We start from the raw sequence: 14,341 nt of genomic DNA on the forward strand, positions 1-14,341 counted from the left end.
CGTGGGCGTGACGTCATATCGGCGGCTCGATGCGGCGTCGCGACCCAGCGCGCGACTCAGGACTGCGCGGCTCGGGACTGCGCGGCTCGGGACCGCTCGGAGCGGCGCGACTCAGAACGGTGCGGCTTGCGTCGCAGGAGCGTCGTCGCTGGGGCGGAATGTCGGGATGCGGCGTTCGGGGTGGACGGTGTAGTGGCGTCCGGTGGGGGATTGCCAGTGGAGGGCGCCGCCGCTGCCGGGTGGTGCGGTGACGGTCCATCCGCCGTGGTGTTTGACGAGGTGGTGGCCTTTGCAGATGGGGTTGAGGTTTTCGAGCGCGGTGGTGCCGCCGTCTTCCCAGGCGAGGGTGTGGTCGATTTCACAGCGGGATGCGGGCATGTGGCATCCGGGGGCCATGCAGCGTTCGGCGCGCCAGCGAACGAGCCTTCGCAGTGAAGGCGGTGGGCGGTATTGATCTCGCCCGACCGAGAGGACCATTCCGGATTCGGGGTGGGTGAGGACGCGGGTCCATCCGGCGTCGCCGCCGCAGAGTTGTTTGGCCCGGTCTAAGGGGATGGGTCCGGCGCCTTCGATGGTGGGTGGTTCGAGGCCTTGTGCGTGTCGTTCTTCGTCGGTGTCGGCGAGGAGCGTGAGCGCGGGGACGGTGACGTGGACGATGGCGTGGATGCCGTGTGCGGCGTCGTCGGTGGGGGTTTCGCCATCGAGGAGGAGATCGCAGAGCACGTCGGTGCGGACTTGCTGCAGTGTGCGGGGTTCGTCGTCGCCGAGGACCGTGTCAGTGGAGTCGTCGGTCTCGGTGCTCGAGGCGTCGGCGGTGGCGACATCGTCCGTGGAATCGATGTCGGACGTGGCATTGGTGGAGTCGGTGCTCGTAGCGGCGCCAGCCCCGGTGGCTTCGCCCGTCGCGCTGGCATTGTTCGCGCTGTCGTCGTCGGCGGGCGGAGCGTCGGCGGCGTCGGCGTTCGCGCCGGTCGCGACGGCATCACCCGTGTCGGCATCCCCGTCGCCCGCATCGCCTGCACCCGCGGCACGCTCGGCCGCGGCGCGTTCCGCGTCGGCTGCGCGTGCGGCGGCCTTCTCTTCGGCGTCTTTCTGGATGGCCGCGAGTTCGGCGGCGAGGATCGCTTTGGCGCGGCGGGTGATCTTGTTGTCGATCGCGAGGGCTTCGACGGCGGGCAGGAACGCGTGCAGCCAGGCCATGCCGTCTTCGACGAGTTCGACGTATGAGCGGCGCTCTTTCAACGCACGCGTGTGGCGTTCGGTGAGGGTGACCGAGCGGGTGAGGTCGAGCAGGGTTCGCAGTTGCCGGCGGAACGTCCCGACGGATTCGGTTTCGGCGAGGTGGATCGCGGTGGCGACGATCGGTGCACGGAGTTCGGGTTCGACTTCGTCGCATCCTGAAACGAGGATTTCGGCGTGCTTCTCCGTCATCCGCGCGTGCGAGAGGGAGGACAGCACCTCGGGGTAGCGTTCGACCATCGCGTCGGAGAACGCGAGCAGGTTGCCGGCGACGTGTTCGGTGACGCGAAGCGCTGCGGCCAGTTCGAGGCGGATGCCGCGCTCGACCACGGTGGTGAGGTCGCGGCCGTGCTGGGCTGCGGCATCCAATTCGGCCCTGTGCATGTCGTAGACGTGCTGCACCCGGCGGGCGGCCAGCCGCGACATTTCGTCAGCGGAATCGACCACGAGATCGAGCGCCGCCGACGCGCGGGACGTGGGATCGTCGGCGAGAGCGGCGGGGCTGATCTGCATACCTACACACTAGAACGAACCTCGGACACTAGAATCGGCAAACGCTACCTGTGGACAACGCGACCTTAGAACAAAGAATCAGCCGCGCTGGGGAGGAGGGGCGACGTGACCGACTGGCGATAGCCTGCTCCTGCGCAGCATGATCCTGAAAGAGCGCAGTGACGCAGATGGCGGTAGGAAGGGGGCGCGGTGGCATCACAGATCAACGGGGTCGATATCGTGCTCGCCTGGATCGTTGTTGCTGTCGTCGCCGTTCGGGTCGAGCACCTCATCGCGTCGGACATCTGGATGCTCGTTCGTGGCAGGCAGTGGGCCCGCGACATGAGCGCACTGACCCCTGCCCAGCGCGCTGATCCTGACCACGTCGCTACAGTGCTTAGGCGTCACGGGGGGTGGTCCCTGCCCTGGCTGTTCTTCGGCATCAAGTCGACGAAGTTGGATGCCGCGGTCCGGCGGGCCGAGTCCGCAGATCAACTGTTTCGGGCCCGGTTGTATGGGCTCATCCGTGTGCTGTGGCGCTTCTACGTCTTGCCTCCGCTCGTTGCCGTGACGATCATCGCAATGACGCTCAACGGTGCGCCGATGCAGCTCGCACTCCCGCTGTGGGTCACGGCGTGCTTGCTCTTGATTGGCTGCGCCGCTGTGATCGCCGAGGCGGGCTTCGCCACGCTGACAATGGGCGCGTGGGCTGTGTGGCACCGCCAACGCGACAGAGCGAGCACGCACGCGGACTCCGATGGCCACCGCCTGTGGGAATACCTCTTCTTCTTTGGAGTGGCGGCGCTGATCTATGTTCCTTGTGGCATGGCCGCGCTGTGCGCTGCCGACGCCGCCTTCGGAACGTATGCACAACTCCTGGCGGCTGATCCCATCGACCGTCTCGTCGACGCACTCGTCGCGTCAGCATCGGTACTCGGCTTCCAAATTCCTCAGGGCAGCGGTATTGGCAGCCTCACTGGAGTGTGGATGCTCGGGGTCACCGCGAGTTTCGTCTTCTCCACACTGGTGGTGGGCGGTGTACTCGTGAGCTCGGTGCGTCGCGTCGAAGGCTGACCGGCACGACGTGCTCGCGCATCCGGAAGACCATCAGTCTGCGCTGGCCACCGACGAACAGGTCGTCCGTCATCGCCGCGACGAGACAGTCCCGGGCTCCCAACTTCAGGCGGGATCTGGGAGACTAGCGCCATGATCAGTGCGACCCTGCTCGACGTCGAGGCGATCCGCCGCGCGTGCGAGCGCCGCGGCGTCGCGAGGTTACGGATCTTCGGATCGGCGCTCACTGATCGGTTTGATCCTGAAACGAGCGATGTGGACTTCCTGGTCGACTTCCTTCCCGAGCGGGAGGACATGTTCAACGACTACTTCGACCTGAAGTTCGAGTTGGAGCGGATCGTGGGTCACGATGTCGACTTGGTCGATGCCGGATCGATTCGCAATCCTTTCTTCAAGAAGTCCGCCCTCGGGGGCGCGCAGGATCTTTATGCGGCCTGAGGCGTAACTTGCCGGGCTTGTCTGGGACGCGCTCGAATTCGCCCGCAATGCTCAGATCGCAGTCGGCACCGCGACGCTTGCGGACTTCCTCGAGGGTGGGGTCGTGGCGTGGGCTACCGAACGTCAGCTCGAGCTGGTTGGGGAGGCGCTCGGCAAGCTGAGGCAGGCTGCACCAGAGATTGCCGAGCGTGTGCCAAACGTACACAAGGTCATCGGCATGAGGAACGTCCTGATCCACGGCTATCTCGTCGTGAACCCCCGCATCGTGTACCGGGCAGCGACCGAACAGGTTCCCGAACTGATCCCCGTCCTCGAAACACTACTGATCGAGTTGGCGCCGCCGGGGAGTTAGCCGGTACAGGCGTACCTTGGTGCCTGGGCGGACTGGATGTCTATCGGCGGTTTGGGTGTACGCGCTCGAAGAACTGCGAGCAACGTCGGCGCGAAGCACGTGAGGCCGATGCCCTTGAGGGCAAAGTCGTGCGCGGATGGCCATGTGGTGCCATTACTGGCACCATCGAGGGGTGGCTGGCATCCATCGGAGTGAGCAACGCGCGAGAGAGTCGCCGACGGCGGTGGCGGGATGAGCGCGTACGTCCGCCCGGTCATCGAGGCGCAGGTGTTTCGGGACGCCGCAGGTGACGTGATCGACTACGGGAACCGGTGGCCGGGGTCGCCGCCGGAGGACACGTACTCGGTTGACACGCATCCGGAGCGGTTCGCGCCGCTCCACGTCGTCGCTGACGCGCTTATCACGCACCTCGGCGAGACGTATGACGTCGAGCTCGAGGAGGGCGTCGAGGTGGCGGGCGACCTCCTGCATCCCGCCTTCCACGACGTGCTGCGCGCCGTCCGCATACGGCCGAACGATCCGACATGTGCGACGGTGACGCTGGTGTTTACGTCGTATCCCGGCGTCTACATGCACGCCGGACTGTTGCACGACTTTCACTACCCCGTCTGCGGTTGCGACGCGTGTGACTCGACCTGGCAGAGCGAAGCGGACGAGCTCGAGCAGCAGGTCTTCGCGATCGTCAATGGCGGTTACCGAGAGGCGATCGAGCGCGGTCGTCGTGCTTGGGTCGATTACTCGCTCACGTACCCCGAGGGTGCGAATTCTGGCAGGTCGCGTGCTCAGGATCTTCCGGCAGAGCGGGTGGAAGAGGCGAAGGCGATCCTCCGCGGGCTTCCCGACGGGTGGAACGCCTGGAAGCACGCCTGACCGACCGCCACACAAAAGGAGGCGGGGACCCCCAAGCGCCGTCAGCGCCCAGGAGCCCCCACCCCTCACGAATGCGGCCAACTAAGGGCCGCACCAATGGCTACTCGATAGCCCCGTACAGCCCGGGCGCGACGCGCGCGTCGACGGCCTGCTCGAACGCGTACGTGAGACCCAGCAGCGTGCCTTCGCTGAAGTCGCGCCCGAGGAACTCGAGGTTGACGTTTGCGCCGGTGATCGTGCCGTCGGACTCGATCGCCTGGCCCATCGGGACGCTCACGGCCGGCATCCCCGTGTTGGGGCTCAGGCGCAGGTTGGTGCTCTGCGTGCCGTACGTGTTCGAGCTCGGGTAGACGAGCGCGTCGAGGTCGAGATCGTCGAGCATCGCGTGCACGAGCACCTTGCCGGCGGCGAGCTGCGTCGTGTGGGTTCCGGTCGGGCCAGCCCATGCCTCGTAGGTTTCCTCGGTCACGGCGGCGCGCGTCTCGTACGTGCGCTGGCGCGACACCACGAAGCTACCGGTCTCGATGATCTCGGGAATCGTCCGCGCGGCCACCGCCGGCGACAAATGCGCAGAAACATACTCAGCCAGGTCGTGACGGAACTCGTTCGTCGACCCGCTGCCCTCACCCAGCACGGCGCTGAACCCCGAGGGCGCGGTCACCTCGACCACGGTCGCGCCCGCAGCCTCCATCGCCGCAACCGACGCGTCCCACAGGCGACGCGTCGTCGCATTCGACCCGAGCATCGACGCCACGTAGCCGATGCGCGCGCCGTCCAGCGACGAAGCGTCGAGGTACGACGTGTACGAGTTGGGCACGAGACCCGCCTGCGATGCGGTCACGGCGTCTGCGGCATCCACACCCACAACGGCATCGAGGGCGACGGCCGCGTCGAGGACGCTACGAGCCATGGGGCCACCGGTGTCTTGCGACAGGGCGAGCGGGATGATCCCGTCGCGGCTGGCGAGGCCCACCGTCGGGCGAATGCCGACGAGCTGGTTGTACGACGACGGCACGCGGATCGACCCGCCCGTGTCGGTGCCGAAGCCGATTCCAGCCAGGTTCGCTGCGATCGCCGCACCCGTGCCACCACTCGAGCCACCCGCGGTGCGCGCGGTGTTGTACGGGCTCGCGACCAGAAGCGTCGAGCCCGGTTCTTCGAACGACGAGAACTCCGACGCGAAGCCGTACGCGAACTCGTCGAGCGACGCCTTCGCGAGGATCACGGCACCGGCATCCCGCAGGCCCTCGACCATGAACGCGTCGGTCGCGGTCTGGTTGTCGTTCCAGCATCCGCACCCACCGGTGGTGACCATGTCGACGGTGTTGTAGTTATCTTTCACCGCGATCGGCACACCCAGAAGCATGGAGGTCATGCCGGATGCCGCGCGCTCGGCATCTGCGTCGGCGGCAGCAGCCAGGGCCACGTCGCTGACGGTGATGATCGAGTTGAGCGCGCGACCGGTGTCGGCCAGGTCGACGACGGTGCGGTCGTAGTAGGCGATGCGGTCGATGTATTCCTGCGTGATCTCGACCGAGGTCGTGACGCCGGCGTTCATGGCGGCCTGCATGTCGAGCGTCGAGGCTTCGAGGAGTTCGAAGGCTCCGTCGTCGTAGATCATGCGCTGCGAGAGGGCGGCGATGTCGCTCACCGTGATCTTTTCGTCGGCGTCGAGGTCGATCACCGAAACGTCGGCCCAGTCGGCGTCGCCCGCGACCGTGCCGAGCGCGTCAGCCGCAACGGCGAGGTCGGCTTCGGTGACCTGGTCGTCGCCGGTGAGGTCGAGTTCGGTGTAGTACGGCGCGAGGAACGAGGCCGACGCAGGCGCGGCGACCGGGGCGGCAACGGCGGGTGTCGCCACAGCACCGGCTGCAACGGTGCCCAGAATCGCCGCGGCGGCGATGGCGCGTGTAGTGGGGGTGCTCACGGTGCCTTTCTTGAGGGAGTGAGTGGATGCTGACGCGGAACGAACCGTGATGCTCATGACTGCACCGCCTTGCGACGTGCGATGAGAAGGATGCCGGCGGCGACGCCGACAAGGGCGATGCCCCCCAGGACGAACCAGACGGTGGCATCGGAACCGGTGACAGCGAGCGGGTCGGTGTCGTCGGTGGCGGCCGGGGTCTCGGTCGGGTCGGCGCTGGCCGAGGGCTCGGCCGTGGGCGAGGTGGTCGGCGTCACGGTCGGCGTGGGGGAGGGCGTCACGACGGGGGCCGCGGCGACCGCGGTGGTTGCGGTGGCGACGTCGGTGAGCGGGGTGCTCTCAGAGGTCGAGCTCACGAGCGTGACGCTGCTGACAGCGATCTCGGCAGATCCCGCAGCCAACGAAGTGAACGTGAAGGTCACGAGGGCCTGCGCGCCGGCGAGGCCGGGCGAGGCGCCCAGGCGCGTGTTGGTGAAGGTGGCCGAGCCGGTGTCTTCTGACACCGAGTCGAACCCGCCGTCGGGGAACGTCCCCGCGGCGTCGTCGAAGGCGAGGAGGGCCGGGTCGTAGGTGACGGTGACGTCGCAGGCGAACAGGTCGACGGCGGCGGATGCGTCGACCGACACGCTGACGGTGTCGCCGGCGGTGACCGACGAGGGTGCCGAGATGGTGATGCTGCCGGCTTCGGCGGGGGCGGCGAGTGCCGCGGGGGCGAGTGCCGTCGACGCGCCGACGAGGGCGGCGAGGGTGGCGAGCGTCGCGAGGGCACGGCCGCGCAGGCGGCGTGTTCGTAGCGCGAGGGTGGAGTGTGGCATGGGGGTGCCGGGTCCTTTCGCAAGAACGGACCGCCCGCCCACGGGTGCGCACGGCGCCCGCGCGCCGACGCGTCCTGAGTGGGTAATCGTCACTCTCCACCCACGGTGTTTCTCGAGCGTCACTCGGCATTACGCCCGCATTTCGCGACAGCAACCAAGAATTGATTCGATGATCGGATGCCGCGCCCGGCCGCTCCGCGCAACGCTAAAGTGTCGCCATGCAGCGTCAGAGCCTCGGATGGACCATCATCGGCGTGGGCGCTGGTGTCGCCGTGCTCGGCGCGACCGTGCTGATGATTCCTGCCGAGGCATGGAAGAGCGGCTTGGCGCTGCCCACCTCGCTGGCCATGCTCGCGGGGGTGGCGATCGTGGCGTACGGAGCGTGGGTGCTGTGGCGCGCACGCCGGGACAACTCCTCACCCAAGCCGGTTGCGGCGGTGCCAAGCGACGCGATGAGCGCGTTCCAGCGCCACGAGTTCGAGAACCAACTCTCCGAGGCGCGCGCTCGACTCGAGAGCGCGACGACGGCGCATGAAGTAGCGCTGGCGGCGCTCGAGCGGGAACCCGAGGGCAGTGTCTCTCGCACCACCTACGTCAACGCAGAGATTCGCGCGCGCGGCGACGTGACGCGGTGCACGCGTGTCGTACGCGAACTCGAGGACAAGCTCGGAATCACGACCCCCTAGGGGCGGCCCATTCCGTAGTACTCCCACCCCGCGTCGCGCCACGCGCCCGCATCGAGGCAGTTGCGCCCGTCGACGATGATCTTGCCCGCGACCAGCGAACCCGCGTCGACGGGCGACATCTCGCGCCGGTACTCGTCCCACTCGGTGACGACGATCACCGCGTCGGCGCTCTGCAGTGCCTCGTCGCGATCCGTGACATACGTCAACTGAGGGTGCACCCGCGACGCGTTCTCGATCGCGGCCGGGTCGGTCACGGTCACCGCAGCGCCGAGTCCGTGCAGGCGCACGGCAACATCGAGCGCGGGGGAGTCGCGAATGTCGTCGCTGTGAGGCTTGAACGCCGCACCGAGCACAGTGACCTTCTTGCCGTACGCCGATCCGCCGAGTGCATCCACGACGAGGTCGACCGCGCGCTCACGCCGGCGCAGGTTGATCGCGTCGACCTCGCGCAAGAACCCGACTGACTCACCACGGCCGAGTTCCTCAGCGCGAGCTGCGAACGCGCGAATGTCCTTCGGCAAGCATCCGCCCCCGAATCCGATGCCGGCACCCAAGAAGCGGCGGCCAATGCGTGCGTCGTGCCCGATCGCGTCGGCGAGCTGCGTGACGTCGGCGCCGGTGGCTTCGGCGATCTCGGCCATCGCGTTGATGAACGAGATCTTGGTCGCGAGAAATGCGTTCGCCGAGACCTTTACGAGTTCGGCCGTCGCGAGGTCGGTGACGATGAATGGCGTGCCCTTGGCTCCGGCGGGGTGGTAAACCTCGCGAAGAATCTCGGCCGCGCGCTCGCCACGCTCGCCCGCCGGAACGCCGACGACCAACCGGTCGGGGTCGATGGTGTCTTGCACCGCCCACCCCTCGCGCAAGAACTCGGGGTTCCACACGAGGGTCGCGCCCGTCGCTTCAACGCGCGGCGCGAGCCCTGCGGCCGTGCCGACGGGGACGGTCGACTTGCCGGCGACGATGTCGCCTTCTGATAGGTGGGGGAGCAGCGCGTCGACGGCCGCATTCACATACGTGAGGTCGGCCGCGTACCCGCCCTGCTGCTGCGGCGTGCCGACCCCGATGAAGTGCACCGAGGCGCCGGATGCCGCGCCCATGTCAGTCGTGAAAGTCAGCCGCCCCGACGCGATGCCCTCGGACAGGATCTCTTGCAACCCGGGTTCGAAGAACGGCGCTTCGCCGCGCGAGAGCGACGCGATTTTCCGCTCGTCAACGTCGATTCCGACCACTTCGTGGCCAATGGATGCCATCGCCGCCGCATGCACGGCTCCCAGGTATCCACAACCGATGACAGACAGACGCATGGATCTCCTAGCGAACGAAACGGTCAGGCCGGATTCAATTCTAAGCGGACGGAGCTGCCCCCTCCGGCTCAGTGACGCGCGCGATTAGCGGAGACCGTGGCGCAAGAATGAGGACGTGAGCTTTCTCCCTGACGACGAGTACGCACTAGTTGAGCGGTCGGTGCCCATCGTGTGCGTTGACTTCGTGCCCGTGCGAAACCCGCATGACGGCGAGCCGGAAGTCGGATTGATCTTGCGTGAGTCGCCCTTCGGGCGGGTTTGGTGTCACCTGGGCGGGCGCATCCAGCGCGGAGAGACGATTCATGACACGCTCCAGCGCCACGCGCGCGAGACTCTGAATACCAGCCTGCTCATCGGCGTCGATCCCCAGCCACTCCGCGTGCATCAGTGGTTTCCGCCTACGATGCACCAAGACCTCAACATCGACCACGGCATCGACCCTCGCAAGCACGCGATCGGTCTTTCGTTTCTCGTAGAGCTTGAGGGGGATCCGGAACCTCTCAACGAGGCGCTCGAGTTTCGGTTCTTTCGTCCTGGCCACCTGCCAGAGCCGATGTGGCCGGGGTCAGCCCGGCTGATTGAACTGCTCGGCGTTCACGTCTCGTAGTCGCCGACCCACCAGTCTGAGATTTCGGCCATCGTGCGCGCAGCGCTCGCGTGGCCGGGGTCAGCCTGAAACGCGCGAAAGGCCTCACGGCTCTCGAACGTCGAGTCCTCAACAATCACGCGCCCTTTACGCTCGTCGAGAGAGCGAGTTGTCGTCCATGAGATGACGCCGGGGAACATCTCGAACGTCTGCATCATGTCCACTACGGCATCGAGGTACGCATCCTCCACGTGATCATGGACGCGAAAGAGCACGATGTGGCGGTACACGGCTACTCGCGCAGCGCGTCAACGTTGTCGCGATACCAAGCGACGGTGCGCTCCAGCCCTTCCTGAAGAGAAATCTTCGAAGTCCACCCGGCATCGGCAAGCTTCGACACGTCCAGAAGTTTCTGAGGAGTGCCGTCCGGCTTTGAGGTGTCCCACTCGGTTGCACCGGTGAACCCCGTCACTTCGCCGATCGTGTCTGCGATCTCCTTGATGGTCACGTCTGAACCGGTGCCGACATTAACCTGGTCGGGTCCGTCGTAGTGCTCCATGAGGTGCAAACAGGCATCGGCCATGTCGTCGGCATGGAGAAACTCGCGCCGAGGCGTGCCTGTTCCCCAGTTCGTCACAGAAGCAGCGCCGCTCTTGGCTGCATCGTCGTAGCGACGAATAAGCGCTGGCAGCACGTGCGAGCCCTTGGGGGAGAAATTGTCGTTAGGCCCATACAGGTTCGTCGGCATCGCTGAAATCCACGGGAGGCCGTACTGGCGCCGAACGGCCTGCGTCTGCAGGATGCCCGCGATCTTCGCAATCGCGTACGCGTCGTTGGTGGGCTCAAGGTGACCCGTGAGCAGGGAATCTTCTCGGATCGGCTGTTCCGCGAACTTCGGGTAGATGCACGACGACCCGAGAAAGAGCACCCGCTCGACATCGTTCGCCAGTGCGGCATCGAGAACATTGACCTGGATGCGCATGTTGTCGCTGAGGAAGTCGACGGGGTATGTCGAGTTCGCCAGGATGCCACCGACTTTCGCCGCGGCCAGGACGACGTACTTCGGCTTTGCGTCCGCCATGTAGCTGAACACTGCATCACGATTCTTGAGGTCGAGTTCTGCCGACGTTTTGCCGACGATGTTCTCGAAGCCCGATGCCTCCAGCTTGCGCCAGATCGCCGAACCGACGAGGCCACGGTGGCCCGCGACGTAGAAGGTGGCGTCGCGATCGAGCTCCGCGGGCGTGTATTCGACGCCGTCCACGGCAACCGTCACTTCAGAACCAGGGTCGGCTCGGTGGTCCAGGACGCAAGGTTGACGGTGTCACGCCAGTCGGCCCCGTGTTCCAAGGCTTCGACATCGGCATCGACCATCAGTTTGGCGAGTTCCTTGCCGTCGATCGTGGGCGTCCACCCGAGCTTCTCGCCCGCCTTTGTGGGATCGCCGATGAGCGCGTCGACCTCGGTAGGCCGGAGGTACCTCTCGTCGAACTTGACGAACTCCTTCCAGTCGAGCCCGACGTGCCCGAACGAGGTCTCGAGGAAGTCCTTGATCGTGTAGCCGACGCCGGTCGCGAGCACAAAGTCCTCGGGCTCGTCAACCTGCAGCATGCGCCACATGCCTTCGACGTACTCTGCGGCGTAGCCCCAGTCGCGGATCGAGTCGAGGTTGCCGAGGTAGATGTCCTTCTGCAAGCCGGCCTTTATGCGGGCGACGGCACGGGTGATCTTGCGCGTCACGAACGTCTCACCGCGGCGGGGCGATTCGTGGTTGAACAGGATGCCGTTCACCGCGAACATGTCGTAGGCCTCGCGGTAGTTTTTAGTGATCCAGTAGCTGTAAAGCTTCGCCGCAGCGTAGGGAGAGCGCGGGTAGAACGGGGTTTCCTCGTTCTGTGGCGGTGGGGTTGCGCCGTACAACTCCGACGTCGACGCCTGGTAGAACCGCGTGCGGACGCCGCTGAGTCGCACTGCCTCAAGGAGCCGAATCGTTCCTGTCCCGGTCGTGTTCGCGGTGTGCTCCGGCTCGTCGAACGACACCCGTACGTGGGACTGCGCTGCGAGATTATAAACCTCATCGGGGTTGATCTCAGCGAGGAGGGTGACCAGGCGAGCGCCGTCAGACAGGTCGCCATAGTGCAGGAACAACTTTGCGTCCGGGCTGTGCGGGTCGACGTACAGGTGGTCGATCCGGTGCGTGTTGAAGGTTGACGCGCGGCGAATCATGCCGTGCACCTCGTACCCCTTCGCGAGCAGGAGTTCGGCGAGGTACGAGCCATCCTGCCCGGTGATCCCGGTGATCAGTGCCTTCTTAGTCAAGGAGTTCCTCCGTGCTTGTGTCTTCGACAGGCTTCGTGTGGTCTGGACGAGTTTGAGGTGCGGTGCCCTCTTGGATCAGCGTCCCTAGTATTTCGGAGAAGCTGCGGATTGCCGTATCTTCATCAAGCACTGTTTGCCGGTAGAGGCGAGCGTTGTTGCCGAGGCGGAATGCTTCAGCCTCGTCGGAGCCGAGTTCGAGCACAGCGGAAAGGAGCGCGAATGGGTCTCCAGCCGGAACGACAACGCCTGCGTCTGCTGCCCTCACCTCGTCCGCAGTAATTCCGTTGAGGTCTGTAGCTGCAACCACGGGTCTGCCTGACGCGAAGTAGGACGTAAGCTTGCTGGGTACCGCCATTTCCGCTACCCCAGGGCGCTCGTTGACGAGCAGAATGTTTGCGCTACCTAGGGTTGCGGTGAACTCCTCGTCGCTGACAGGCGACAGAAACTCGAGGTTCGGGATACCAGCTCCCAACGCTCTCAGCCTCTCGAGTTCGCTACCCGCGCCGAGCAGCACGAAGCGCACGCGTTCGCCGCGGCTCGATGCGAGCCTGGCGGTTTCAATGACGTTGTCGAGGCCCTGCTTGAGCCCCATGTTCCCTGCATGCAGAACGACGACATCATCCTGGGCCCAGTTGTGCGAAGCACGAACTGCTCCAACGTCGTAACCGGGGGTTGGCGAAAGGTGCGTCCAGTTCCTTACCACGGCGACTCTGCGTCGTTCGACTCCGAAGTCGCGCACGACGCGATCAGCGAAACGGTTGTGAATGACGACGACCTGATCCGCACTTCGGAGCAACCAGCGTTCGATAGCGCGCATCGCTGCGAGCGCTATACCAGTTGCCTGACCGGTCTCAGCTAGGCCGAGTGTGTAGAGATCCTGAACCCAGACAACAACGGGAGTGCGAGGGTGGGTGACGCGCGCCCTAAATACGGCCATAGCTGATGCGATCATGGCGGGTGAGACCGTGATGATCACATCAGGTCGCCCCCAGCGTCGACTGGTGGCGCGCGCACCAAAGCTGAACTCGGAGATCAACCTTCGTATCCCCCTTGGCGACGACGGGACGTAGTGGCGGAGGCGATCGACGCGAACGCCGTCCCGATCGTCCCTGCGGTGCCACTGACGACCTCCCGGCTGAGTCCGCCACTCCGGATAATGCGGATGCGTCGTCAGGACCTGAGTATCGAAGCCATTCCGGTGAAGGCCGCGAGCCATCGCGCCGGTATACGGGGAGATTCCCGTTGATTCGGGAGGAAAGTTCAGACCCAGGACAAGAACCTGGGGCGCTCGAGCAGAAGTCATCGGGACGACTGTATCGTCTTGCGCCCGCAGGTACGTTGCGGGTCGCCCCTGTACGATCATCGGTCCATGAGGCGGCGTAACTTCTGTCGGTTGCGGAACTAACTCGACGGGCGTCGTTTTAGGTGTCGAACACCGCAGACCCGTCAATGTAGGGTGGGATGCATCGTGCACCTGGTGATGAAGCTGCGATAGACCGTTGTGTCCGGCTCGGCATCCACACTGCCACCGCCGAACTCGGCGGCCGATCCAACGCAACACGTGTGCCTCGAGGGAACTGTGGTCCTAAACGGGCGCGCGTGGTCTCGGGTCAGGCAGGCAGTCGGATCGCTAAGACCATTCGATGCGGCGATGTAGCGTATTGACGCACGCGACACAGCCAGTGCCCTGAGACTGAAACATTCTCACTGACCTTGGAATCTGATGCCTGAAGCAACGCGATCCGCGAGTTTTGATCTTCCCGTATTAGTGATCGGCTTCAATCGCCTGGATCATCTAAGTCAGGTGCTTGGTGCCGTTGCGAAGTATCACGATGGTCCAGTCTATGTTCTACTCGACCGGGCGCGACCGGATCGAGGCGACGAGAGTGAGAGATGCGCGGCGGTACGCGCATGGGTCAGCGAGTGGAGCAGTACGCGCCACAACGTGTCGCTGAGAACTCCGGACGCTAATCTCGGCGTAGCGCGCGCAATTCCTTTCGGAATTGATTGGGTGCTTGGTGAGGGCCACGAGCGCGTAGCCGTCTTAGAGGATGACTGCGTTCCTGCGCCCGATTTCTTTTCGTTTATGGCGCAGAACCTAGACCACTATGCTCAGGACGACCGGGTGATGATGGTAAGCGGCAACCAGTTCGTCCCCGCGAGAGTAATGGCCGACTACCCGTACTCTCACTATTTCTCAAACTTTATTCACATTTGGGGATGGGGGACTTGGGCGAGA

Annotated in this window: 14 protein-coding genes; 6 read left to right on the forward strand and 8 right to left on the reverse strand. The window is 65.1% G+C overall.

The window, feature by feature from the left end:
* Window positions 1–111 precede the first annotated feature (111 nt).
* Window positions 112–1,752 carry an HNH endonuclease signature motif containing protein gene (locus tag ON062_RS01710; protein ID WP_274645395.1) on the reverse strand — a complete coding sequence of 547 codons (1,641 nt, stop codon included), beginning with the start codon at window positions 1,750–1,752 and terminating at the stop codon, window positions 112–114.
* Window positions 1,753–1,941: 189 nt separating this feature from the next.
* Here ON062_RS01710 and ON062_RS01715 point away from each other — a divergent pair, with 189 nt between their 5' ends.
* From ON062_RS01715 to ON062_RS01730, 4 genes are all read left to right on the forward strand, one after another.
* Window positions 1,942–2,805, forward strand: a complete 864-nt coding sequence (locus ON062_RS01715; protein WP_274645396.1) for a hypothetical protein — start codon at window positions 1,942–1,944, stop codon at window positions 2,803–2,805.
* 132 nt (window positions 2,806–2,937) lie between these two features.
* Window positions 2,938–3,243 carry a nucleotidyltransferase family protein gene (locus ON062_RS01720; protein ID WP_274645397.1) on the forward strand — a complete coding sequence of 102 codons (306 nt, stop codon included), beginning with the start codon at window positions 2,938–2,940 and terminating at the stop codon, window positions 3,241–3,243.
* A 55-nt stretch (window positions 3,244–3,298) separates the two neighbouring features.
* Entirely contained in the window at window positions 3,299–3,595 is a 297-nt protein-coding gene (locus tag ON062_RS01725) for a DUF86 domain-containing protein (protein ID WP_368859973.1), read from the forward strand.
* A 231-nt stretch (window positions 3,596–3,826) separates the two neighbouring features.
* A complete protein-coding gene (locus ON062_RS01730; RefSeq protein ID WP_274645398.1) occupies window positions 3,827–4,465 on the forward strand; it encodes a DUF6226 family protein in 639 nt (212 codons plus the stop codon).
* A 100-nt stretch (window positions 4,466–4,565) separates the two neighbouring features.
* Here ON062_RS01730 and ON062_RS01735 read toward each other — a convergent pair whose 3' ends face one another.
* Complete coding sequence (locus ON062_RS01735) at window positions 4,566–6,392, reverse strand: amidase family protein (RefSeq protein ID WP_274645399.1); 1,827 nt, start codon at window positions 6,390–6,392, stop codon at window positions 4,566–4,568.
* Window positions 6,393–6,445: 53 nt separating this feature from the next.
* On the reverse strand, window positions 6,446–7,204 hold the full coding sequence (locus ON062_RS01740) for a cohesin domain-containing protein (RefSeq protein WP_274645400.1): 759 nt from the start codon (window positions 7,202–7,204) through the stop codon (window positions 6,446–6,448).
* Between the two features lie 218 nt (window positions 7,205–7,422).
* Here ON062_RS01740 and ON062_RS01745 point away from each other — a divergent pair, with 218 nt between their 5' ends.
* A complete protein-coding gene (locus tag ON062_RS01745) occupies window positions 7,423–7,890 on the forward strand; it encodes a hypothetical protein (RefSeq protein WP_274645401.1) in 468 nt (155 codons plus the stop codon).
* Here ON062_RS01745 and ON062_RS01750 read toward each other — a convergent pair.
* The gene (locus tag ON062_RS01750; protein ID WP_274645402.1) at window positions 7,887–9,197 is read right to left on the reverse strand and encodes a UDP-glucose/GDP-mannose dehydrogenase family protein; all 1,311 of its coding nucleotides are present in this window, start codon (window positions 9,195–9,197) and stop codon (window positions 7,887–7,889) included. The two genes, ON062_RS01745 and ON062_RS01750, sit on opposite strands and share 4 nt — an antisense overlap.
* A gap of 115 nt (window positions 9,198–9,312) precedes the next feature.
* Between ON062_RS01750 and ON062_RS01755 the strand changes: the two genes are divergently transcribed.
* Entirely contained in the window at window positions 9,313–9,804 is a 492-nt protein-coding gene (locus tag ON062_RS01755; protein WP_274645403.1) for a DUF4916 domain-containing protein, read from the forward strand.
* On the opposite strand, the gene ON062_RS01760 is transcribed toward ON062_RS01755, so the two are convergent.
* From ON062_RS01760 to ON062_RS01775, 4 genes are read right to left on the reverse strand one after another with little or no spacing between them, the layout of a single operon-like run.
* A complete protein-coding gene (locus ON062_RS01760; protein ID WP_274645404.1) occupies window positions 9,792–10,073 on the reverse strand; it encodes a Dabb family protein in 282 nt (93 codons plus the stop codon). The two genes, ON062_RS01755 and ON062_RS01760, sit on opposite strands and share 13 nt — an antisense overlap.
* 2 nt (window positions 10,074–10,075) lie before the next feature.
* Entirely contained in the window at window positions 10,076–11,059 is a 984-nt protein-coding gene (locus ON062_RS01765; RefSeq protein ID WP_274645405.1) for a GDP-L-fucose synthase, read from the reverse strand.
* Entirely contained in the window at window positions 11,056–12,102 is a 1,047-nt protein-coding gene (gene gmd / locus ON062_RS01770; protein ID WP_274645406.1) for a GDP-mannose 4,6-dehydratase, read from the reverse strand. The genes ON062_RS01765 and gmd overlap by 4 nt, the downstream gene beginning before the upstream one ends.
* A complete protein-coding gene (locus ON062_RS01775; protein WP_306802098.1) occupies window positions 12,095–13,465 on the reverse strand; it encodes a glycosyltransferase in 1,371 nt (456 codons plus the stop codon). The genes gmd and ON062_RS01775 overlap by 8 nt, the downstream gene beginning before the upstream one ends.
* Window positions 13,466–14,341: the final 876 nt, after the last annotated feature.

The sequence above is a fragment of the Microbacterium sp. C7(2022) genome (assembly GCF_028823665.1).
Classification (GTDB): Bacteria; Actinomycetota; Actinomycetes; order Actinomycetales; family Microbacteriaceae; genus Microbacterium.

Bases quoted from the DNA above. Each gene is read 5' to 3' on its own strand.
- ON062_RS01710 (WP_274645395.1), bottom strand. From the start codon at position 1,752: ATGCAGATCAGCCCCGCCGCTCTCGCCGACGATCCCACGTCCCGCGCG.
- ON062_RS01720 (WP_274645397.1), top strand. From the start codon at position 2,938: ATGATCAGTGCGACCCTGCTCGACGTCGAGGCGATCCGCCGCGCGTGC.
- ON062_RS01730 (WP_274645398.1), top strand. From the start codon at position 3,827: ATGAGCGCGTACGTCCGCCCGGTCATCGAGGCGCAGGTGTTTCGGGAC.
- ON062_RS01740 (WP_274645400.1), bottom strand. From the start codon at position 7,204: ATGCCACACTCCACCCTCGCGCTACGAACACGCCGCCTGCGCGGCCGT.
- ON062_RS01745 (WP_274645401.1), top strand. From the start codon at position 7,423: ATGCAGCGTCAGAGCCTCGGATGGACCATCATCGGCGTGGGCGCTGGT.
- ON062_RS01750 (WP_274645402.1), bottom strand. From the start codon at position 9,197: ATGCGTCTGTCTGTCATCGGTTGTGGATACCTGGGAGCCGTGCATGCG.
- ON062_RS01775 (WP_306802098.1), bottom strand. From the start codon at position 13,465: ATGATCGTACAGGGGCGACCCGCAACGTACCTGCGGGCGCAAGACGAT.